We start from the raw sequence: 20,644 nt of genomic DNA, 5'->3' as shown, positions 1-20,644 counted from the left end.
GCCGGCATCAGTACAGCTCGCCCACGGGAATTTCCACTGCCAGCCGGTTTGATGGCCCGGGCAGCGGGCAGGCCCACGCCTCGTTGTAGGCGCAGGAGGGGTTGTAGGCGAAGTTGAAGTCCAGCACAAAGGTGGCGCCGGGACCCGTGCCGCTGACCCCGTGGAACGCGCCCTTGATGGTGTCCAGCAGGTAGCGGCCGGCCCCATAGGTTCCACCCGGCTGGCCGGCCGTGGCGTCGCGGAACGGAACGAAGATGCCGCCGCCGTACCCATGGATCTTCCACACCCCCAGCTGGCCCATTTCCGGCAGGTCGAACGTTCCCAGCCGGACGAAGTTGACCACGCCGTCGGTTCCCGTGTCCACGCTCATCTCCCGGCCTGCACCTTCCTTGGTGAGCGGGACATGGAAGCGGTAAATCGGATCGTAGTCAGCAGTCTTGAGGCCGGAAAAGCGCGCCTTGTCCGCCGCTGTCAGGGCGGAGGCCGGGTGCGTTGCGAACATCAGGTCCCGCTGGTGGCGCCAGTACGAGTGCGCCTCGGACGGGCTCTCGGCGGAGATCCGGCGGACATTGTCGTAGAGCGCAAACGTCCGCAGCCGCCAGTCGGCAATGTCCAGGGCGGAAATGTCCGCGGGATTCTCTTCGGCTGCGCCGTGCTGCTCTTCCGACATAGCCTCCAGCCTAGTCCCAGGCCGGGGTGGTAAACGTCCGACGGCGACACGCCGGGCCGGGTGCCCGGCCTGCGGCTGGGCGGGGGCCGGTCGGGAGGAGCCGGGGGTGCGTGTCCCGGATGCAGGAAACACCGCCGCGGCAGGCGGGAGAGCGGGATGGTCCCCGTTAGGCTGGGCCTCATGACAGGCGCGCCAGTAAAGGCTGTTCTTTCCGGTATCTCCCTCGTGGCCGGCGCCGTTCTGCTGGCAGCATGTTCGGCACCGCAGGCGGCCGGCCCCGGATGGACCGCGCAGCCGGACCCTTCAGCGCCGGCAGCGTCCGGAACGGCCTCTCCGGCCGACGGGGCGGCCGCCGGCGCCACGGCAGCGGCGCCGGCCGGCAGTGCAACAACAGCAGCACCGGCCTCCGGCGAACCCCAGGCGGTGCCCACCGCCACGTCCTGGAAGACGTTCTCCGATCCCGCAAAGACCGTCAGCTTCGATTTGCCGGCGGACTGGATCGCCCAGTCCGTGGCGCCGGAGGAGGGCATCCTTGCGGGCGGACTGAAGGTCGACGTGAAGAAGCCCGACGGGACCTTCATGGCTTCGCTCCGGACGGGACTGCCGCCGTCGTCCGTTGACTGCCCGGACAGTGCGCAGCGCCCGTACACGGTGATCAGCAGCGTACCGTTCGACCTTGCCGCACAGGGTGGGGAGGGAACCATCCCGCCACGCATGGTCTACCGGGTGATCCAGGGTTACCGCTACTTCGGTTCCTACGGCATCACCAACCTGGTGGGAGGAACCGACGGGAAGGCGTGCGAGCTGCGCAACGTGGTGCGTGGTCCGGCCGGGAAGGGGGACTACTCGTTTGGGGACCTGGTGGCCCTCAAGGCCTTCGCGCCGGACGAAAAGGTGGCCCCGGCGAAGGCGTTCGACACGCTGGACCAGGCGGCCCAGTACGTCAACGGGAGCCCTGACTTCGCCAACGTGCAGCGGATGCTAATGTCGCTGAAGGTCAAAAACTAGTCCCGCTGCCCGCGCCCACCAGGTGCCGGTGCGCCCGACTTGCCTTCCACCCCCAACACCCCCGGAGATTCATGGAACGCTCTGTTTCCGCACGCCTGGCCTTCAAGACAATCGCCAACACCAAGGTGGCCATGGCCATTGCCGTGGCGAGGAACAGCGGCTACTCATCCTTTGACGAATCCCTGTCCGTGACGGCCGGGGGTGCGGAGGTTCCCCTGACGGAAATTTCGGACCACCACGGCGGCCGGTTCCACTACATGGAGTTCGCCGAGCCTGCCGAAGTCACGGTGGAATATTCGGCCACGGTGACCGGCCGCGCCGTGCCCGAGGAGGCGTGCCTGGCCGACCGCATCCGCTACGTGCGTCCCAGCCGGTATGCCGAGTCGGACCGGCTGCTGCCGACCGCCTACGCGGAATTCGGCGGGGTCCACGGGGCCGACCTGGTGCATGCGGTCCGCGAGTGGGTCAATGGCGAACTGCGGTACATCAGCGGCTCCTCCCGTGGCACGGATGGCGCGGTGGAGACGCTCCTGAGCAGGCGCGGGGTCTGCCGGGACTTCGCGCACCTGGCCATTGCCCTGCTGCGGTCCAAGGACATCCCCGCCCGCCTCACGGCTGTTTACGCCCCCGGCTTGAATCCCATGGATTTCCACGCCGTGGCGGAAGCCTATGTGGAGGGTGCCTGGCACGTCATCGACCCCACGGGGCTTGCCCCGCGGGAGTCGATGCTGCGCATCACTGCGGGCCGGGACTCGTCCGACACGGCCTTCCTTTCCACGGTGGGCGGCAGCCTGGTGTTGAACCAGCTGCGCGTGACCGCCGTGGTGGACGGGGACCTGCCGGCAGAGGACCCCGCCCGGCTCGTGCAGCTGGGCTAGCGCTTCCCCAGCGAGTTCCGCAGCTTGTCGGTAAGCCGCATGAGTTCCTTCTGCTCAGCGGCCGTCAGTGCGGGGCCCACCAGGGCCGAGATGTCCCGCACGTGCTCGCGGCCGATCTCCTTCTGCAGTTCCCGGCCCTCGTCCGTCAGCTTGAGCAGCACGCCGCGGCCGTCCTCCGGCGCCGGCATCCGGGCCACCAGTCCCCGCTTTTCGAGCCGCTCCACCAGCCGGCTGAGGCTTGACTGGCTCAACAGGACGTTGTCGTTGAGCTCGTTGAGCCGCAGCCAGCCGGACGGGCAGCGGGAGAGCGTGAACAGGACGTCGTATTCGTTCACCGCAAGCTTCCGGAACGCCGGTCCGGACTGCAGCTTCCGCATGACAGCCACCTGCGCCCGGAACAGCGATTCCCAGGTTTCCGCCGCCAGCCGCACCGGCGATTCCGATCCTCCCGCAGCCATTACGCCACCGGGGTGGCTTTGCCGGCGTCCTGTGACGCCAGCAGGGCGGCCACGCGTCCTGCGTGGGTGGGCGGCTCCGGAACGTGGGCGGGCTTAAGGGCTGCGTACTCCCTGCGCAGGACCGGCAGCACTTCCTCACCGAAGAGGTCCAGCTGCTCCAGGACGGTCTTCAGCGGCAGGCCGGCGTGGTCGATCAGGAACAGCTGGCGCTGGTAGTCGCCGAAGTACTCGCGGAAGGCCAGGGTCTTTTCGATGACTTCCTGGGGGCTCCCCACGGTCAGCGGTGTCTGCGAGGTGAAGTCCTCCAGGGACGGGCCGTGGCCGTAGACGGGGGCGTTGTCGAAGTACGGGCGGAATTCCTTCACCGCATCCTGGGAGTTCTTGCGCATGAAGAACTGGCCGCCGAGTCCCACGATCGCCTGGTCCGCCTTGCCGTGGCCGTAGTGCTCGTACCGCTCCCGGTAGAGGCCGATCAGCTGCTGGTAGTGCTCCTTGGGCCAGAAAATGTTGTTGGCGAAGAAACCGTCACCAAAGTAGGCGGCCACCTCGGCGATCTGCGGCGTGCGGATGGAACCGTGCCACACGAAGGGGGCCACGCCGTCGAGCGGGCGCGGGGTGGAGGTGAAGTTCTGCAGCGGGGTGCGGAACTTGCCGGACCAGTTCACAGTGTCCTCATCCCACAGCTTGCGCAGGAGGCTGTAGTTCTCGATGGCCAGTTCCACGCCGTCCTGGATGTTCTTGCCGAACCACGGGTAGACCGGCGCGGTGTTGCCGCGGCCCAGGACCAGGTCGACGCGGCCGTCGGACAAGTGCTGAAGCATGGCGAAGTCCTCGGCGATCTTCACCGGGTCATTGGTGGTGATCAGCGTGGTGGCCGTGGAGAGAATGATGCGTTCGGTCTGGGCTGCGATGTACGCCAGGGTGGTGGTGGGGGAGGAGGAAAAGAAAGGCCGGTTGTGGTGCTCGCCGATGGCGTAGACATCCATGCCGATTTCCTCGACCTTTTTGGCAATGGCCACCGAGGCTTTGATGCGCTCGTGTTCGGTGGGGGTGCGGCCCGTGGTGGGGTCCGTGGTGATGTCGCTGACGCTGAATACACCGATCTGCATGACGTGCCTTTCCGTTCCTGGACTTGCTGGCTTGGTTCCAGTGTAGACCAATTTAGATGCATTTGCATCTATTGCCTTCTGTAACACCATGTCCCGCGGATTATTCCCGGCCCCTGCTTCCGTGCCATGCCCTGGAACGCAGCGATGCCCGCACCAGGATCTGGTACGGGCATCGCTGCAGCGTTGGGCCTTATCCGGCGCCGGGCGCTGCCCGGCGGCCGCTGACTTTGGGGACCTGGCCGGTGGTCCAATCCCTGAATTCGGCGTCGATGTCCGCACCGGGCCCGGGTTCCGGGCGGGCCTGCAGGTCCCGCAGCAGCGCCTTCTTCTCGCGCCGGCCTTCCACCAGGCGGTAGAGCACCGGAACCAGGATCAGGGTCAGCGCCGTGGAGGACACCAGGCCGCCGATGACCACCACCGCCAGCGGCTGGGAAATGAATCCGCCGCCGCCCGTGAGGCCCAGGGCCATGGGGGTCAGGGCAAAGACCGTGGCAAGTGCCGTCATGAGGATGGGCCGGAGCCGCTGCCGGGCGCCGTTCGTGATGGCGTCCGCCACGTTCATGCCCGGCCGGCCGTCGCGTGGCTGCCGGTACTGGTTGATCAGGTCGATCAGCACGATGGCGTTGGTGACGACGATGCCCACGAGCATCAGCATGCCGATGAGCGACGGCAGGCCCAGCGGCACGCCCGTGAGCAGCAGTAGGGCCACGGCACCGGTGGCCGCGAACGGAACCGAGACCAGCAGGATCAGCGGCTGGATGAGTGACTTGAAGGTGGCCACCATGATCACGTACACGATGGCGATGGCTGCCAGCAGGGCCAGGCCCAGTTGCCGGAAGGATTCTGCCTGCTGGGTGGTGGCGCCACCGATGGTGGCGGTGACTCCCGGCGGCAGCTGGACGTCGGTCAGGCGCTTTTGGACTTCGGTGTTCACTGCGCCCAGGTTGGAGCCCGACGGCGTGATGGACACCTTGGCGGTGCGCTCACCGTTGCTGGCAGTGATGGAGACGGGGACGTCCACCTGCTCCACGGCCGCGATGCTTCCCAGCGTCACCGGCCGGCCGCCCGCCGGAAGCGGGATGTTGCGGACGGCATCGATGCTGGTGAACTTGGTGCCCTGGCCGATCCGGACGGGGAAGTCGTTGGTGTCGATCCGGACCGTGCCGGCCGGGATGGGGCTGATGGTGGAGGCCAGGACGCCGGCCACCTGTTCCTCGTTCAGGCCGGCGGCCGCGGCTTTGGCCCGGTCCACCTTGACCTGCACCACGGGGTTGCTGGCAGCAAGGTTGCTGGCCACCTCGCTGGTCCCGGGGACGCCCGTCATGGCGGCCACCATGGTGTCGCTGGCCGACTGCAGGTCGGCGCTGGTGGCAGCCTTCAGCGTGATGTCGACGGTGGACGAGGTGCCGAACCCGCCCTGCTGGGTGCCTACGGAGATCTTTCCGGCATCGGGGACCTTCGCAAGCTCCGAGCGCACAGTGTCCTGGAGCCGTTCCTGGTTGGCCTTTTCGTCGGTCACCACCGTGAACGTCGAGTTGGAGGAGCCGGTGGAGGTCAGTGCGGCGAAGCCTGCCTGGGCGTTGCCGGACGTGACCTGGACATCCTTGATGCCGTCGATGCCGCGGAGGACCCCTTCGAGGCGGATGGCGGCGGCACTGGTGTCGGCCAGGCTGGTTCCGGCCGGCAGTACCTGGCGCACAGTCAGGCTGTTTTGCCCGGAATTTCCCAGGAGGTTGGTGGCCAGCAGCGGGGTCATGGCACCGGTGGCTCCGAGCACCAGGACAGCCGCCACCAGGGTGATGACGGGGTGCTTCTGCGTGGACCGGAGGATGGGAAGGTAGCCGCGCTGCAGCCGGCTGCGCTGCTCGGCGTCGTGGGCCCTTGCCTTGGCCTCATCGGCAATGCGCCGCGCCTCGGGGGATCCTGCGGCCGCGCCGGCGGGGCCGCCCTTGGGGTTCTTCAGGAACCAGTAGGCCAGCACCGGAACGATGGTCAGGGATACCAGCAGCGACGCCAGCAGGGCCATGGTGACTGTCAGGGCGAACGGCCGGAACAGTTCACCGGCCAGTTCACCGACAAACGCGATGGGCAGGAACACCGCCACCGTGGTCAGGGTGGAGGCGGTGATGGCGCCGGCCACCTCCCTGATGGCGGTGAGGATCGCCGTCGACTTTTCCTCGCCGTAGCTGAGGTGCCGCTTGATGTTTTCGATGACCACGATCGAGTCGTCCACCACCCGCCCGATCGCGATGGTGAGGGCGCCCAGCGTCAGGATGTTCAGTGAGTAGCCGGTGGCTGACAGGCCGATGAACGTGATCAGCAGGGACAGGGGAATGGAGACCGCCGTGACCAGGGTGGACCGGGCAGACATCAGGAAGAGCAGGATGACGGCGACGGCGAACCCCAGCCCCAGCAGGCCTTCCGTGGTGAGGTCCTTGATGGACTTTTCGATGAACGGCGCCTGGTCGAAGACGGGGGTGAACTTGGCGTTCGAACCCAGTTCCGTCTCGAGTTCATTCAGGGCGTCCCGCACCGCGTGGGAGATCGCCACCGTGTCACCCTCGGGTTTCTTGGTCACGGAGACGGCCAGCGTCTCGGCGCCGTTGGTGCGGGTGATGGAGGTGCGCTCGTCGTCCTTGAGGGAAACATCGGCCACGGAGCCGATGGTCGCCGCGTTCTTGGAGCCGGAAAGGGGCAGGGCCTTGATGGCATCGAGGGAATCGACGGGGCTGCCGATCTGCAGCGAGAGGGTCTTGCCCTGGTCCTCGAGTGTTCCGGCAGGGATCAGCGCGCCGTTGTTGGACAGGGCGTCGCGGATGGCCGTGACGCCTGCCCCCGCCGCCGCCATGGCGTCGGTGCGGGGGAGGATCTCGATGTGCTGGGAGGCGCCGCCCGTGACGTCGGCGCTGCGGACGCCGTCGATCTTCTGCAGCCTGGGCACGCTGAGGCGCTGGAGGTCCGCGTTCAGTTCACTGAGTGGCTTGTCCGAGGAGACGGCGAGGAAAACAATCGGGAAGTCGCTGATGCTTCCGGCGATGGCCTGCGGCTGGACGTCGCTGGGCAGCGTCCGCTTGGCATTGGAAATGGCCCGGTCGATCTGGTTCCGGGCCCGGTCCAGGTTCGATCCGTAGGTGAACACCATGGTGATCTGGGAGACGCCGGTCCGCGACGTGGAGGAGGTGGATTCCAGCCCCTCCACGCCGTTCAGCGCCTTTTCCAGCGGACCGCTGACCTGCTTGTCCACCACTTCGGGCGACGCACCCGGCATGGAGGTGAGCACTGTGATCTGCGGGAACTCAATCGAGGGAATGAGTTCCTGCTTCAGCGACGACATGGTGATCACGCCGAAGACCGAGGCGAAGACGGTGATCAGCGCGATCAGGGCCCGGTTCGCCAGGGAAAGGTGCGCCAACCGGAACATGGGCGGTCTCCTGGGGGTCTAAGTGACTGGTACAAGCCCTGGGGGTGCCAGCCGCTGGCCCCGGCAGGGTCAGTGGCTGGCGGAAACACTCTCCAGCTGGAGGGACGCGGCCGTTGCCCGTTCCAGCTCCGCGGCAAGGTCAGGATTCTCATCCAGCTTCACCCCGTAGCCGGGCATCATGTCCTTGAGCTTGGACTGCCAGCCCTTGAAGTTCTTGGGGAACGTCTTCTGGAGCAGCTCGATCATGATGGGGACAGCGGTCGACGCCCCCGGCGAAGCGCCCAGGAGCGCACCGATGGAGCCGTCACGGCCGGCAATCACTTCAGTACCGAACTGGAGGATGCCGCCCTTTTGCGGGTCTTTCTTGATGATCTGTACACGCTGGCCGGCGGTGATGAGTTCCCAGTCCCCGCCCTTTGCCTCGGGGTAGTACTCGCGCAGCGCCTCGACCTTCTGGTCGTGGCGCTTGACCACTTCCTTGACCAGGTAGGCCGTGAGGTCCATGTTGTCCTTGGCCACGGCCAGCATCGGAATGATGTTGCCGGGGCGGATGGACAAGGGCAGGTCCAGGTAGGAGCCGTTCTTCAGGAAGTTGGTGGAGAAGCCTGCGTACGGGCCGAACAGGAGCGAACGCTTCCCGTTGACGTAGCGGGTGTCCAGGTGCGGAACGGACATCGGCGGCGCGCCCACGGAGGCCTGGCCGTAGACCTTGGCGCTGTGCTGGGCGGCGATGGTTTCGTCCGTGCAGCGGAAGAACTGGCCGGAGACCGGGAATCCGCCATAGCCCTTGCTTTCCGGGATGCCGGAGGCCTGGAGCAGGTGCAGGGCACCGCCGCCGGCGCCGACGAAGACGAACTTGGCGTGGATCTTGCCGTGTTCCCCTGACCGGGGGTGCTTCAGCGTCAGGTCCCAGCCGCCGTCGGAGGCGCGGGAGATCCCGGTGACATCGTGGCCGTAGTTGATTTCGACGCCGTTGTTCCCCAGGTAGCTGGTCAGCTCGCGGGTGAGTGCGCCGAAGTCCACATCGGTGCCCTCGGCGGCGCGGGTGGCGGCAATACGCTGCTGGGGGTCGCGGCCCTTGACGATCAGCGGTGCCCACTTGGCGATCTGGGCGTGGTCCTCGGAGTACTCCATGCTCCGGAACAGGGGGTGCGGCTTCAGTGCCTCGTACCGGGTCTTCAGGAACCTGGTGTGGTCTTCGCCGATCACGAAGCTCATGTGCGGGACGGTGTTGATGAAGCCCTTGGGGGAACCGATGAGGTTGTTGTCCACCAGGTGGGACCAGAACTGGCGGGAGAGCTGGAACTGTTCGTTGATGAGCAGTGCCTTGTTCGGGCTGACGGAGCCGTCTTTGGCTGCGGGCGAGTAGTTGAGTTCGCAAAGGGCGGCGTGGCCCGTTCCTGCGTTGTTCCAGGGGTCCGAGCTTTCGAGGCCAGGCTGGTCCAGCCGCTCAAACAGGGAAATGGTCCAGTCCGGCTCCAGCTGCTTGAGGAATGCCCCCAGCGTGGCGCTCATGATGCCGCCGCCTATCAGGACAACGTCGGCGTGTGGGGTCTTGGAAATGAAGGTCACGATCAGTCTCCGATTGCAGCGGCTCTGGCTGTCACAGAATATCCCCGCGCGGCCCGCATACTGAAATTGGCCCGGGCCGTCAAGGCTTTAGCTGGACCTTCGTGAAAACTTCGTTTAAGACCGGTGAAGCCGGGTAGCTGAGCACGCGGTCTGACAGGGCAAGTGCGGAGATGGGGAAGGCGATGGGAACCGCCGGTACCGTCGCGGCGATCTGGGCGTTGATGGTGTGATAAAGCTCATCCCGCTCTTTCCCGTCAGGGAGCCCCCGTGCACGGTTGATCTTTGAAAAGACCTGGGGATCTTGGTACCCGAACTCGCCGTTCTTCTCCCCGAAGAGGGGGCCCACGAAGTTGTCGGCGTCGGAGTACGAGCCGTTCCAGCCAAGGATGTGGAGGGCATGGTCGCCGGCCGACTGGACCTTCTGCAGGTAGCCGTCCGACCAGTCAACCGGCACGGGCCGGATGTTGAAGCCGACGGCGGTGAGCTGGCGGCTGAGCTCGGCATAGACCTTTTCAGGGGTGGGCAGGTACGGCCGGGTGACGTTCAAGGGGTAGTAGAACTTCAGTTCCTCGCCCGCGTAGCCGCCCTCTTTGAGGTAGTCCTTGGCCTTGGCCGGATCGTGTCCAAGTTCCGGCGCGTCATTGTTGAAGCCGCTGATCTTGGGCGGGACAAACTGCGTGGCCTTGGCGGTGTTGTCGATAAAGAACTTCCGGATCAACGTTTCCTTGTCGATGGCAAGCTCCACCGCCTGCCGGATCTTCTGGTTCTGGAGTATCGGGATGTCCTGGTTGATGCCCACATACATCACGGAGAACGGGTCGCGCTGCACGATCTGTTTGCCTCGCTTGACCAACTGGTCGAAGTTTCCCACGGTGACGGCGTCGTAGCCGTCGATCGTGCCGTCCAGCAGCGCCTGGAGGCGGGTCTGGGGGTGGTTGTAGGCCAGGAAGTTGATGGTGGCGATCTGGCCGCGGTCGCCCCAGTAGGTCTTGTTGCTGGCGAGGGTGACGTTGGCGGTGCCCCAGGCGGCAAGCGTGAAGGGCCCGGTGCCGACCGGATTCGTGGCGAAGGCCGACATGGCCTGGCCGCCCCGGTTCTGGTCCAGGACGTCCGCTTTACCCGAGGCCAGGGCGGCCGGGGATGCGATCGCGAAGGCCGGGAGGGTCAGTGCCTGGAGGAAGGCAGTGAATCGCTGGGTGAGGTCGATCTGTACCGTGTCCGGTGCCACCGCGGTACAGCTCTTGAAAATCGAAAGTCCGGGCTCGTCGGAGTGGGCCTTGAACACGCCCTTGAAGGAGCTGCCGGGAGCCTGCTTCCGCAGCTCGGCAGGGAAGGCAAACCAGCGGTTGAAGTTGGCGCAGACGGCGTCGGCGTTAAACGGGGTGCCGTCCTGGAAGGTGACCCCGGTGCGGAGCTTGAAAGTGTAGGTCCGGCCCTCGTTGGACTCGTTCCATTCGGTTGCCAGCAGCGGCGTGGGTTTGCCGGTGGTCTGGTCCACGCCCACCAGGCCTTCGAGGATCTGGCGGGTGATGCGCTGGGATTCCACGTCGTTGGACAGGGCCGGGTCCAGGCCCAGGGGCTGGGCCGCGGTGCCGAAATTGAAGGTGGCTTGGGGCTCGGCCGGAGGGGAACTGGGAGTGCCGGACGTGGGGGAGGGGGACGGCATGCCCGTGCACGACGTCACGCCCAGCGCCATGAGGACGGCGCCGGCCTTGATGACCGTCCGCCGCGATGTACTGCTGGGCACTCGTTTATCACCTCTGGATGCTGCCGTCTCCGCCGCTTGCGGGCCGGGACCAGTCTAGAGGACGGGGCTTGCGGCCGGCCCCAGGCTGGCACATGACGCGCCAGGGCCGGGTCCGCCGGTCTATTGGCGGACCCGGCCCTGTGTTGGGGGGCGGAGAGAGGGCCTACTTGGGCATGAGGACCGAGTCGATCAGGTAGACCGTCGCGTTCTTGGTCTTGACGCCGCCGCAGACCACGTTGGCGTTGTCCACCTTAAGGTTGTCGCCGCTGCCGGTCACCGTGACGGAGCCGCCCTCAACCGTGGCGTGCGTGCCGGCGATCTTGTCCGGGGTGATCTGGCCGGGGACTACGTGGTAGGTGAGGATCTTGCTCAGCAGCGCATCGTCCGTCTTCAGCGTTTCGATGGTGGCGGGGTCGATCTTCTTGAAGGCGTCGTCCACCGGTGCGAACACGGTGAACTCGCCACCGTTGAGCGTGTCCACCAGGTCAACCTTGGGGTTCAGCTTGCCGGAAACTGCCGCGGTAAGCGTGGTCAGGATGGGGTTGTTGGAGGCTGCGACGGCGACCGGGTCAAGGGCCATGCCCTCCACGGAACCCGCACCGGTGGGAACCTGCTTGGCGTAGGCGGCGCAGCCGGGACCAACCAGGTTTGCTGCCGGGTCCATGGTGCCCGCCGAGGAGCTGGCCATTGCGCTTGAGGACGGGGACGCCATGCTGGAGCTGGGCGCCGATGACATCGGCGCGGAGGAGGCCGAGGAGCCGGAGGTGCTGCCGGAACCGCCGCACGCGGTGAGGCTGAGCAGAGCAGCTGCTGCAACGCCTGCGACGGTGAAAGTGGTGCGCTTGAAGGTCTGCATTGTGGTTCTCCTTGGATCGATTGCTGCCGACTGCGGACTGTGTGTTCGTGGTGTGCAGCCTGCCTGGGGGGTGGGCACCTGCCCTTGGCTGGTGTCTCAATGGCTATTCGGCCGGTGGGCAGCAATGGATGGGTGGATCTTTGGAGTTTTTCGATTCGGGGCACTAACCAGCCGGCAGGACCGCCGGGCGCTTAACGCAGGAATCCCCCGGCCGGAGCCGGGGGATTCCCAGTGTGCGCAAGGGGGGACTTGAACCCCCACGCCCGAAGGCACAGGAACCTAAATCCTGCGTGTCTGCCAATTTCACCACTCGCGCGCGGCTTCCTGACGGGAACGCCAAGCGTTCGACGCCGGATGCCAGAGTCCATTGTAGCGTTGCGCCGGGCGGTGTCCCCGGCAGGCCCCGGCCGGGTCAGGCGTCCAGGTTCAGGTCCCGCCGAAGCTTGGCCACGTGGCCCGTGGCCCGGACGTTGTACTGGGCCAGTGCCACCTTGCCGTCCGGGTCCACCACGATGGTGGACCGGATCAGGCCCTCGTACGTCTTGCCGTAGTTCTTCTTTTCGCCCCAGGCGCCGTAGGCCCCGGCCACGGCATGGTCGGCATCCGAAAGCAGCGGGAACGTCAAGGACTCCTTGTCCGCGAATTTTGCCAGCTTCTCCACGGGGTCGGGGGAGATCCCCAGGACGTCGTAGCCGGCGGCCTGCAGGGAGGCAAGGCTGTCCCGGAAGTCGCACGCCTCCTTGGTGCAGCCCGGAGTGGAGGCGGCCGGGTAGAAGTAGACGATGGTGGAGCGGCCAGGCCGGGGAGCCAGGCTGACGTCCTTGCCGGTGGAATCCTGCAGGGTGAAAGCCGGTGCCTTGTCGCCGGTAACGAGTCTTTCAGCCATTGTTTTTCTCCTTGTTGCGGGCGGGACACAACAGCCTAGTAAGCAGGTGGAACGAGTGCTAATCGGCATTTGGCTATACTGGCTGCTATGCCTGATATGGATCACTGGCCCACAGGGCGCCTTCTGTCCACTGCTGCGCGACTCGTTGAGCACTCCTGGAACGAAAAACTCGGCGCCATCGGCCTCACCCATGCCGGTGTTATCGCCATCGAGGTCCTTGCCGCGCAAGGGCCCATGACCCAGGCCCAGCTTGCCCAGTACGTCCGCGTACAGGCCCAGACCATGGGCAAGACCCTCAGCCGCCTTGAGTCCCACGGCCACATTGCCCGGGTGCGCAGCACCTCGGACCGTAGGAGCCACGTGGTGTCGCTGACCGAGCAGGGCAAGGAAGCCGTTGCCCAGGCTGTTGAGATGGAGCGCTCGGTCCTGGCATCGGCGTCAATCGACCCTGAGCTGCTCCGCCAGGAACTCAAAGCTGTGGTCCGGGAGCTGGCCAGCCAGTTCTCCACGACGCCCAGCAACGCCGGAGCCCTTATGGACAACGTCGCCAAGTAACCGTTGACGCTGCAGGCAGCGTCAGGAAAGCGCGGCCCTGGTTTGGAAGAACCAGGGCCGCGCTTTTTTGTGCCCGGCACCATCGATTGCTCCGTACTTGCCGTTTTGAGCCCTGATAAAGACAAGTACGGAGCAATCGATGATCGGGGCACATAACAAAACAGCCCCCGGTCTGTGTTTCCACAAACCGGAGGCTGTTTTCCCAGTGGTGCACCCCCCGGGACTTGAACCCGGAACCCATTGATTAAGAGTCAATTGCTCTGCCAATTGAGCTAGAGGTGCATCTTTTTTGCTTCCATCCCCGGGCTTTTTCTTTCCCGTTGATCTCCGCAACGACATGAAACTCTACACGAACTTTTGGTGCAAGTGAAATCGGCGCTCCAGTGGGTTCCTGATTCACTGTGGGAGCCGCAAAATCAGCGCAAAATCAGGGTTTTTGCCGTTCGTGAGCATCCATAGGCTGCCGTTGGGTGCCCGGATGACGTCCCGGATCCGGCCGTATTGACCTGTGAAATAGGCCACAGGTTGCCCGGTGTCTGTTCCCTTGAGCGGCACGGTCCAGAGCCGTTCGCCCCTGAGCGCACCCAGGTAGGCGGTACCGCCGGATATTTCCAGCCCGCTGGGGGAGGACTCACGGGTGGAGGGCCAGACGACTTTTGCGTCCTCGAAGCCGGCGCGGTGCGGTGCCCCGGTGACGTCCGGCCATCCGTAATTGGCGCCGGGCAGGATCAGGTTCAGCTCGTCGTCCACGTCCGGTCCGAACTCGGTGGACCAGAGCCGGCCTGCTTCGTCCCACGCCAGGCCCTGGACGTTCCGGTGGCCAAGGCTGTAGACGGCGTTCCCGAACGGGTTGCCGGGCGCGGGGGCGCCGTCCGGAGTGAGCCGAAGGATCTTCCCGCCCAGGGCGGCGGGGTCCTGGGCCTGCTCGCGGCGCTGGGCGTCGCCGGTGCCCACATACAGGAACCCGTCCGGGCCGAACCGGATCCTGCCTCCGTTGTGGGTGCCGGCTTTGGGTATTCCCGTAAAGACGGTCTGCGGCCGGCCCAGCGTCAGTGAACCATCAGCGCCGCGTTCGACGGTAAGCCGGACCACCCGGTTGTCCTCCCCGGTGGTCGTGTAGGCATAGAGGGAGTGGTCAGCCTCAAAATGCGGCGAAAGCGCCAGGCCCAGCAGGCCTCCTTCTCCTGCGGGCGCCACGTCGGGCACCTTCCCCAGTGTTGGGGCGGCGCCGTCCCGAACGGCCTTCAGCAGTGCGGTCCCGCGCTCGGAAATGACGGCGGTGCCGTCGGGGAGGAAGACCGCCGCCCAGGGCGTGTCCAACTGCAGCTCCAACCGTTCCTGCACAGCGGGTGGGGCATGGACAGGGGCTGTGCCGGCGGATTCGGTGGCCGGGGGAGCGGAGCTGGCGACGGCGGCTCCCGGCGGGGTGCCCGCGGCGGCAGGGTTTGTGCCTGGTGCAGGCGGCCCCGGCGTGCCCGTGCAGGCGGCCAGCACCAGGAACAGGGCAAGGCACGGAAGGCCCGCCGCAATGCGGCGGGCCTTCCTCCTGCTAGAGCCGTCTGCGCCGTGGAGCGCGGAAGCCTGCGGCCTCCGCATGCGCGGCAGATTCGAACCAGACTTCCGCCCGGGTCTGCTCATAGTCCGGATGTCCTTCTTCGTAGTAGACCATTGCGGCGGCATCGCCCTTGACCGTGTAGTCCGCCGGTCCGCTGCCGTCGGGGCCGGGTGCAGCCGAGCCCGCGCCGTAGGGCTCATCGGCTGCAAGGTGTCCGGCAGGCTCGGCGGCAGTGGTGCCATGGCCGGGTGCGGATCCCTGCGTCAATCCCTGAACGGCGTCCTGTCCCTGGCCGGACGGCTGGTGGTGGTCCGCGCCGTTTTCCACCAGTGCGGAGGACTGGGCGCGCTCCAGCGTTTCGGCATCGCCGGCGTCGCCGAGGCTGCCGCCGGAGACCGGCGCGGGCTCGTGCTGGTCTGCTGCGCCGTATCCGTCCGCCAGGTGCTGGGGCGCCTGCCCGCCGGCTGCCGTGCCGCCGTCGTCCACGCCCTCCACTGCGGCTGTTTCGGCGCCGGGAAGTGTGGGGGCATGGGGGGCCGTGTATTCGTCGTGGTGGACGGGGCGGGTCGCCGCTGCGGCTGCTTGTCCGGATGGTGCATCCGGACTGGTCCCGGGGTGGGGCGCGACCTCTTGGGCGGCTGCCGCCCCACCGGCAACGGAGGAGCCGGACCGGGACCCGGAGCCGGCCTCGGACCACTGGGTTTCCCATTCGGCCTGGTCTGCATCCAGGTCCTGCGACCGTTGTTCGTCGTGTCCGGTGGCGCTGGCGGGCATCCCGGTGCCGGAAGCGCCGTGGCCTGCCTCGCCGGATGCCTCACTGGACGCGGGAGTGGAGGTCCCGGCCGCCGGCGAGGCCGTGGCGGACGAGTCGGCCGGCTCTTCGGCTGTGGCGGGCGCTGCCGGTTCTGCGGCTTTTCCGAATCCGGCTGCTGTTGGAATGCCGGTGGTCCCGGCGGCCGCGGCCGACGCGGCGGCGCTGCCCCCTTCGAGGGCTCCATCGGCGCGGGGCCGGTCAGTCGTCGCGCCGGCTGATGATCCACCCGGCGCGTTGGCAGACTTGTTGCGGTTGACCAGCCACCAAATGATGACGGCGACGACGGCTATGAGGATGATCCAGAAAACAATGTCCATGGCAGGCCCTTCTCTACGGGTGGCGGGTGTCCTGTCCCCGACGCTACGTCGGGTCACCACTGCTGTCCAGAGATGCCGCGGCACGCCGGACAGGCCCGCTGAAAACACCGGCCGGAGCGCTGCCGTGGAACGCAACGTCGTCCGGGTCTCACAGTATGAGATCCCCATCCTCTGGTTGGTCCGGGATCTTTCGGGATTTTCGCCGGATCCGGCCACGGGAGGTCGTTCAGGCAGCATCCGAGCCCTAGACTTTCCCCTATGAGTGACGCCCAGACCACAACCGGAAGCACGCCGGACATCAAGCCCCGCAGCCGCGTCGTCACCGACGGCATCCACGCGGCGCCCGCCCGCGGCATGTTCCGGGCCGTCGGAATGGGCGATGACGACTTCGCCAAGCCCCAGGTGGGCGTCGCAAGTTCCTGGAACGAGATCACCCCCTGCAACCTTTCGCTGAACCGGCTGGCGCAGGGCGCCAAGGAAGGCGTCCACGCGGGCGGCGGTTTCCCCATGCAGTTCGGCACCATCTCGGTGTCCGACGGCATCTCCATGGGCCACGAAGGCATGCACTTCTCACTGGTCTCCCGCGAGGTCATCGCCGACTCCGTGGAAACCGTCATGCAGGCCGAGCGGATTGATGGCTCCGTCCTGCTGGCCGGCTGCGACAAATCCCTGCCCGGGATGCTCATGGCCGCCGCCCGGCTGGACCTTGCCAGCGTCTTTCTCTACGCGGGGTCCATCATGCCCGGCTGGGTCAAGCTCGAGGACGGCTCCGAAAAGGAAGTCACCCTCATTGACGCTTTCGAAGCGGTGGGCGCCTGCGCTGCCGGCAAGATGAGCATGGAGGACCTCACCCGCATTGAAAAGGCCATCTGCCCGGGTGAAGGTGCCTGCGGCGGCATGTACACGGCCAACACCATGGCCTGCATCGGGGAGGCCCTGGGCATGTCACTCCCCGGCTCTGCCGCACCGCCCTCGGCAGACCGCCGTCGTGATGAGTTCGCGCGCAAGTCCGGCGAAGCGGTGGTCAACCTGCTGCGCCTGGGCATCACGGCCCGCGACATCATGACCAGGGAGGCGTTCGAGAACGCCATCGCCGTCACCATGGCCTTCGGCGGCTCCACCAACGCCGTCCTGCACCTGCTGGCGATTGCCCGCGAGGCAGAGGTGGAACTCACCCTGGACGACTTCAACCGCATCGGGGACAGGATCCCGCACCTGGGTGACCTCAAGCCGTTCGGCCGCTACGTCATGACCGACGTCGACAGGATCGGCGGCGTGCCGGTCATCATGAAGGCACTGCTCGACGCCGGGCTGCTGCACGGCGACTGCCTCACCGTCACGGGCAAGACCGTCGCGGAGAACCTCGCGGCCATCAACCCGCCGGACGTCGACGGCAAGATCCTGCGCGCACTCGACAACCCGATCCACAAGACCGGCGGCATCACCATCCTGCACGGCTCGATGGCTCCGGAAGGCGCGGTCGTGAAAAGTGCCGGCTTCGACGCCGACGTCTTCGAGGGCACCGCCCGCGTCTTCGAGCGCGAGCAGGGCGCTTTGGACGCCCTGGACAAGGGGGAGATCAAGGCCGGCGACGTCGTCGTCATCCGCTACGAAGGTCCCAAGGGCGGACCGGGCATGCGCGAAATGCTCGCCATCACCGGCGCCATCAAGGGCGCGGGACTCGGCAAGGACGTCCTGCTGCTGACGGACGGACGCTTCTCCGGCGGCACCACCGGGCTGTGCATCGGCCACGTGGCGCCGGAAGCGGTCGACGGCGGCCCCATCGCCTTCGTGAAGGACGGTGACCGGATCCGCGTGGACATCGCAGCGCGCAGCTTCGACCTGCTGGTGGATGACGCTGAGCTTGAGGCCCGCAAGGTGGGCTGGGAGCCGCTGCCCGCCCGGTACACCAAGGGCGTGCTCGCCAAGTACGCGAAGCTGGTCCACAGCGCCAGCCAAGGCGCCTACACCGGCGTGTGATCCGTTCGCAACGGATGCGGTGCGGCCCGCCCCATCCGGCGGGATAGGATCAAAGGGTGGACAACGGAGTCCACATGGTGAGATAGGGTTGTTGCTCGTTGACACCCATCTTGCCAAGAGGGAAAACTGAACGCATGACTTTCGTTACCGCCGGCACCGTCGTCGTCGTCCTTACCAAGCGCGTGGCACATTAGCCCCTGGTAACGAACAGTCACGCGCAAACCCCTCACCAAGCCGCCAGGCCGAGGGGTTTTTTTATTCCCACCGTTCCAAACCAGTTCCAGAACCAGAGAAGATCCACAAGGAAGAGTCCGATGAGCAAAGGATCGCCCATCAGCCCCTCGCTGATGGCCACCAAGTCCGCTGGAGCCCCCAAGGCTCCGGAACGCGCCGACCGGACGGCTGACCATGCCGCCGTCGTCGCCGACCTTGCTGCCGTCTCTCCTGTCCTTGGGCCGAACAACGTCGTACCCCCGACGGTGATGACCGGCTCGCAAGCAATCGTCCGCTCGCTCGAAGAACTCGGCGTCGACGACATTTTCGGTTTGCCTGGTGGCGCGATCCTGCCCACCTACGACCCCCTGATGGCCTCCACCATGAACCACGTGCTGGTCCGTCACGAACAGGGAGCCGGCCACGCCGCGCAAGGCTACGCCATGGTCACCGGGCGGGTGGGCGTCTGCATCGCCACCTCGGGCCCCGGCGCCACCAACCTCGTTACCGCCATCATGGATGCCCACATGGACTCCGTGCCCCTGGTGGCCATCACCGGCCAGGTATCCAGCGGCGTGATCGGCACCGACGCGTTCCAGGAAGCCGACATCGTGGGTATCACGATGCCCATCACCAAGCACTCCTTCCTGGTGACCGACCCCAACGACATCCCGCACGTCATGGCAGAGGCCTTCCACCTGGCCTCCACCGGCCGTCCCGGCCCCGTGCTGGTGGATGTTGCCAAGGATGCCCAGGTGGGCCAGATGACCTTCTCCTGGCCGCCGAAGATCGACCTGCCGGGCTACCGGCCGGTGACCCGCGGGCACAACAAGCAGGTCCGCGAAGCGGCCAAGCTCATTGCCGCATCCACCAAGCCTGTGCTGTACGTGGGCGGCGGCGTGGTCAAGGCGCACGCCTCGGCCGAGCTGCTGGCCCTCGCCGAAGCCACCGGCGCTCCGGTGGTGACCACCCTGATGGCCAAAGGCGCGTTCCCGGACTCCCACCCGCAGCACGTCGGCATGCCCGGCATGCACGGCAGCGTCTCCGCCGTCACGGCCCTGCAGCAGTCAGACCTGCTGATCACGCTCGGCGCCCGCTTCGATGACCGCGTCACCGGGGTGCTGAAGACCTTTGCGCCCAACGCCAAGGTCATCCACGCCGACATCGATCCTGCCGAAATCTCGAAGAACCGCACCGCTGATGTGCCCATCGTCGGGTCGGTCAAGGAGATCATCCCGGAACTGACCGAGGCCGTGCGCAGCCAGTTCGATGCTTCCGGTACCCCGGACCTCACCACGTGGTGGGCCTTCCTGAACAATCTCAAGGAAACCTACCCGCTGGGCTGGACGGAACCGGACGACGGCCTGATCGCACCGCAGAAGGTCATCAAGCGGATCGGCGAACTGACCGGGCCCGAGGGCGTGTATGTGGCCGGCGTGGGCCAGCACCAGATGTGGGCCGCCCAGTTCATCAAGTACGAGCGGCCGCACGCCTGGCTGAACTCCGGCGGCGCCGGCACCATGGGATACGCCGTCCCGGCAGCCATGGGCGCCAAGGTGGGCAACCCGGACCGCGTGGTCTGGGCCATCGACGGCGACGGCTGCTTCCAGATGACCAACCAGGAACTGGCCACCTGCGCCATCAACAAGATCCCCATCAAGGTAGCTGTCATCAATAACTCCTCGCTGGGCATGGTGCGCCAGTGGCAGACCCTCTTCTACGAGGGCCGCTACTCCAACACCGACCTCAACACCGGCCATGACACGGTCCGCATCCCGGACTTCGTCAAGCTGGGGGAGGCCTATGGCTGCGCGTCGTTCCGTGTTGAACGCGAAGAAGACATCGATGCCACGATCCAGAAGGCCCTCGAAATCAACGACCGCCCCGTGGTCATCGACTTCGTGGTGAGCCCCAACTCCATGGTGTGGCCAATGGTGCCCGCCGGCGTGAGCAACGACCAGATCCAGGTTGCCCGCAACATGACCCCGGAATGGGAAGAGGAAGACTGAGCATGACCCGCCACACACTTTCCGTCCTGGTTGAGGACAAGCCCGGCGTCCTGACCCGCGTGGCCAGCCTCTTTGCCCGCCGCGCCTTCAACATCAACTCCCTGGCCGTGGGCCCCACCGAAGTGCCGGGCGTGTCCCGCATGACGGTGGTGGTCGACGCCGACGGCGACCTCATCGAGCAGGTCACCAAGCAGCTCAACAAACTGGTCAACGTCATCAAGATCGTTGAGCTGACCCCAGAATCTTCCGTACAGCGCGACCACATCCTGGTCAAGGTACGTGCGGATGCCGCAACACGCCTGCAGGTAACCCAGGCCGCAGACCTGTTCCGTGCCTCAGTGGTCGACGTGTCCACCGACTCCGTCGTCATCGAGGCCACCGGCCACCCCGAAAAGCTCACAGCCCTGCTCTCAGTGCTGGAGCCCTTCGGCATCCGCGAAATTGTGCAGTCCGGCACCCTGGCCGTTGGACGGGGATCCCGCTCCATGAGTGACCGGGCGCTCCGCTCCGCCTAGGCGTTTGCGTCCAGGCGAGACCACGCGCCCGTAACCGCAGCACCGCAAGACCACTATCTACAACCACTCAAGAGGAGTTAC

General features: G+C 66.3%; 16 protein-coding genes and 2 tRNA genes. 6 read left to right on the top strand and 12 right to left on the bottom strand.

The window, feature by feature from the left end; translation table 11 throughout:
* Positions 1 to 7: 7 nt before the first annotated feature.
* Positions 8 to 670 (bottom strand): DUF1684 domain-containing protein, encoded by a 663-nt coding sequence (locus LDO22_RS05870; RefSeq protein ID WP_224026443.1) that lies wholly within the window; start codon positions 668 to 670, stop codon positions 8 to 10.
* A gap of 180 nt (positions 671 to 850) precedes the next feature.
* Here LDO22_RS05870 and LDO22_RS05865 point away from each other — a divergent pair, with 180 nt between their 5' ends.
* Together LDO22_RS05865 and LDO22_RS05860 are read left to right on the top strand one after the other, a co-directional pair.
* On the top strand, positions 851 to 1,678 hold the full coding sequence (locus tag LDO22_RS05865) for a hypothetical protein (protein WP_224026442.1): 828 nt from the start codon (positions 851 to 853) through the stop codon (positions 1,676 to 1,678).
* 71 nt (positions 1,679 to 1,749) lie between these two features.
* The gene (locus tag LDO22_RS05860; RefSeq protein ID WP_224026441.1) at positions 1,750 to 2,556 is read left to right on the top strand and encodes a transglutaminase family protein; all 807 of its coding nucleotides are present in this window, start codon (positions 1,750 to 1,752) and stop codon (positions 2,554 to 2,556) included.
* On the opposite strand, the gene LDO22_RS05855 is transcribed toward LDO22_RS05860, so the two are convergent.
* The 8 genes from LDO22_RS05855 to bcp all read right to left on the bottom strand — a co-directional run bounded on the left by LDO22_RS05855 (position 2,553) and on the right by bcp (position 12,605).
* Positions 2,553 to 3,014 carry a MarR family transcriptional regulator gene (locus LDO22_RS05855; protein WP_224026440.1) on the bottom strand — a complete coding sequence of 154 codons (462 nt, stop codon included), beginning with the start codon at positions 3,012 to 3,014 and terminating at the stop codon, positions 2,553 to 2,555. The two genes, LDO22_RS05860 and LDO22_RS05855, sit on opposite strands and share 4 nt — an antisense overlap.
* Positions 3,014 to 4,123, bottom strand: coding sequence for an LLM class flavin-dependent oxidoreductase (locus LDO22_RS05850; RefSeq protein ID WP_224026439.1), 1,110 nt, complete (start codon positions 4,121 to 4,123; stop codon positions 3,014 to 3,016). The genes LDO22_RS05855 and LDO22_RS05850 overlap by 1 nt, the downstream gene beginning before the upstream one ends.
* Before the next feature lie 190 nt (positions 4,124 to 4,313).
* Positions 4,314 to 7,544, bottom strand: a complete 3,231-nt coding sequence (locus LDO22_RS05845; protein ID WP_224026438.1) for an efflux RND transporter permease subunit — start codon at positions 7,542 to 7,544, stop codon at positions 4,314 to 4,316.
* A gap of 69 nt (positions 7,545 to 7,613) precedes the next feature.
* Positions 7,614 to 9,116 (bottom strand): malate:quinone oxidoreductase, encoded by a 1,503-nt coding sequence (locus tag LDO22_RS05840; RefSeq protein WP_224026437.1) that lies wholly within the window; start codon positions 9,114 to 9,116, stop codon positions 7,614 to 7,616.
* Positions 9,117 to 9,195: 79 nt separating this feature from the next.
* Positions 9,196 to 10,863, bottom strand: coding sequence for an ABC transporter substrate-binding protein (locus LDO22_RS05835; protein ID WP_224026436.1), 1,668 nt, complete (start codon positions 10,861 to 10,863; stop codon positions 9,196 to 9,198).
* A 163-nt stretch (positions 10,864 to 11,026) separates the two neighbouring features.
* Entirely contained in the window at positions 11,027 to 11,719 is a 693-nt protein-coding gene (locus LDO22_RS05830) for a fasciclin domain-containing protein (protein ID WP_159631693.1), read from the bottom strand.
* A gap of 234 nt (positions 11,720 to 11,953) precedes the next feature.
* Positions 11,954 to 12,035, bottom strand: a tRNA-Leu gene (locus LDO22_RS05825).
* Positions 12,036 to 12,131: 96 nt separating this feature from the next.
* Positions 12,132 to 12,605 (bottom strand): thioredoxin-dependent thiol peroxidase, encoded by a 474-nt coding sequence (gene bcp / locus LDO22_RS05820; RefSeq protein ID WP_224026435.1) that lies wholly within the window; start codon positions 12,603 to 12,605, stop codon positions 12,132 to 12,134.
* A gap of 96 nt (positions 12,606 to 12,701) precedes the next feature.
* On the opposite strand from bcp, the gene LDO22_RS05815 reads away from it, so the two are divergent.
* The gene (locus LDO22_RS05815; protein ID WP_159635391.1) at positions 12,702 to 13,160 is read left to right on the top strand and encodes a MarR family transcriptional regulator; all 459 of its coding nucleotides are present in this window, start codon (positions 12,702 to 12,704) and stop codon (positions 13,158 to 13,160) included.
* Positions 13,161 to 13,366: 206 nt separating this feature from the next.
* Here LDO22_RS05815 and LDO22_RS05810 read toward each other — a convergent pair.
* From LDO22_RS05810 to LDO22_RS05800, 3 genes are all read right to left on the bottom strand, one after another.
* Positions 13,367 to 13,442, bottom strand: a tRNA-Lys gene (locus LDO22_RS05810).
* A 114-nt stretch (positions 13,443 to 13,556) separates the two neighbouring features.
* Positions 13,557 to 14,756, bottom strand: coding sequence for a PQQ-dependent sugar dehydrogenase (locus tag LDO22_RS05805; protein WP_224026434.1), 1,200 nt, complete (start codon positions 14,754 to 14,756; stop codon positions 13,557 to 13,559).
* Complete coding sequence (locus tag LDO22_RS05800; RefSeq protein ID WP_224026433.1) at positions 14,710 to 15,846, bottom strand: hypothetical protein; 1,137 nt, start codon at positions 15,844 to 15,846, stop codon at positions 14,710 to 14,712. The genes LDO22_RS05805 and LDO22_RS05800 overlap by 47 nt, the downstream gene beginning before the upstream one ends.
* Positions 15,847 to 16,104: 258 nt before the next feature.
* On the opposite strand from LDO22_RS05800, the gene ilvD reads away from it, so the two are divergent.
* The 3 genes from ilvD (at position 16,105) to ilvN (ending at position 20,563) form a co-directional block, all read left to right on the top strand.
* A complete protein-coding gene (gene ilvD / locus LDO22_RS05795) occupies positions 16,105 to 17,826 on the top strand; it encodes a dihydroxy-acid dehydratase (protein ID WP_159631696.1) in 1,722 nt (573 codons plus the stop codon).
* Between the two features lie 314 nt (positions 17,827 to 18,140).
* The gene (locus tag LDO22_RS05790) at positions 18,141 to 20,048 is read left to right on the top strand and encodes an acetolactate synthase large subunit (protein WP_159631697.1); all 1,908 of its coding nucleotides are present in this window, start codon (positions 18,141 to 18,143) and stop codon (positions 20,046 to 20,048) included.
* Between the two features lie 2 nt (positions 20,049 to 20,050).
* A complete protein-coding gene (ilvN, locus tag LDO22_RS05785; RefSeq protein WP_141160110.1) occupies positions 20,051 to 20,563 on the top strand; it encodes an acetolactate synthase small subunit in 513 nt (170 codons plus the stop codon).
* The last annotated feature ends 81 nt before the right edge of the window (positions 20,564 to 20,644 follow it).

Origin of the sequence: Arthrobacter sp. NicSoilC5 (assembly GCF_019977395.1) — a bacterium.
Lineage (GTDB): Bacteria > Actinomycetota > Actinomycetes > Actinomycetales > Micrococcaceae > Arthrobacter.
The sequence above is the reverse complement of the archived record's forward strand: the minus strand, read 5'-3'. Positions and strand labels throughout refer to the sequence as shown.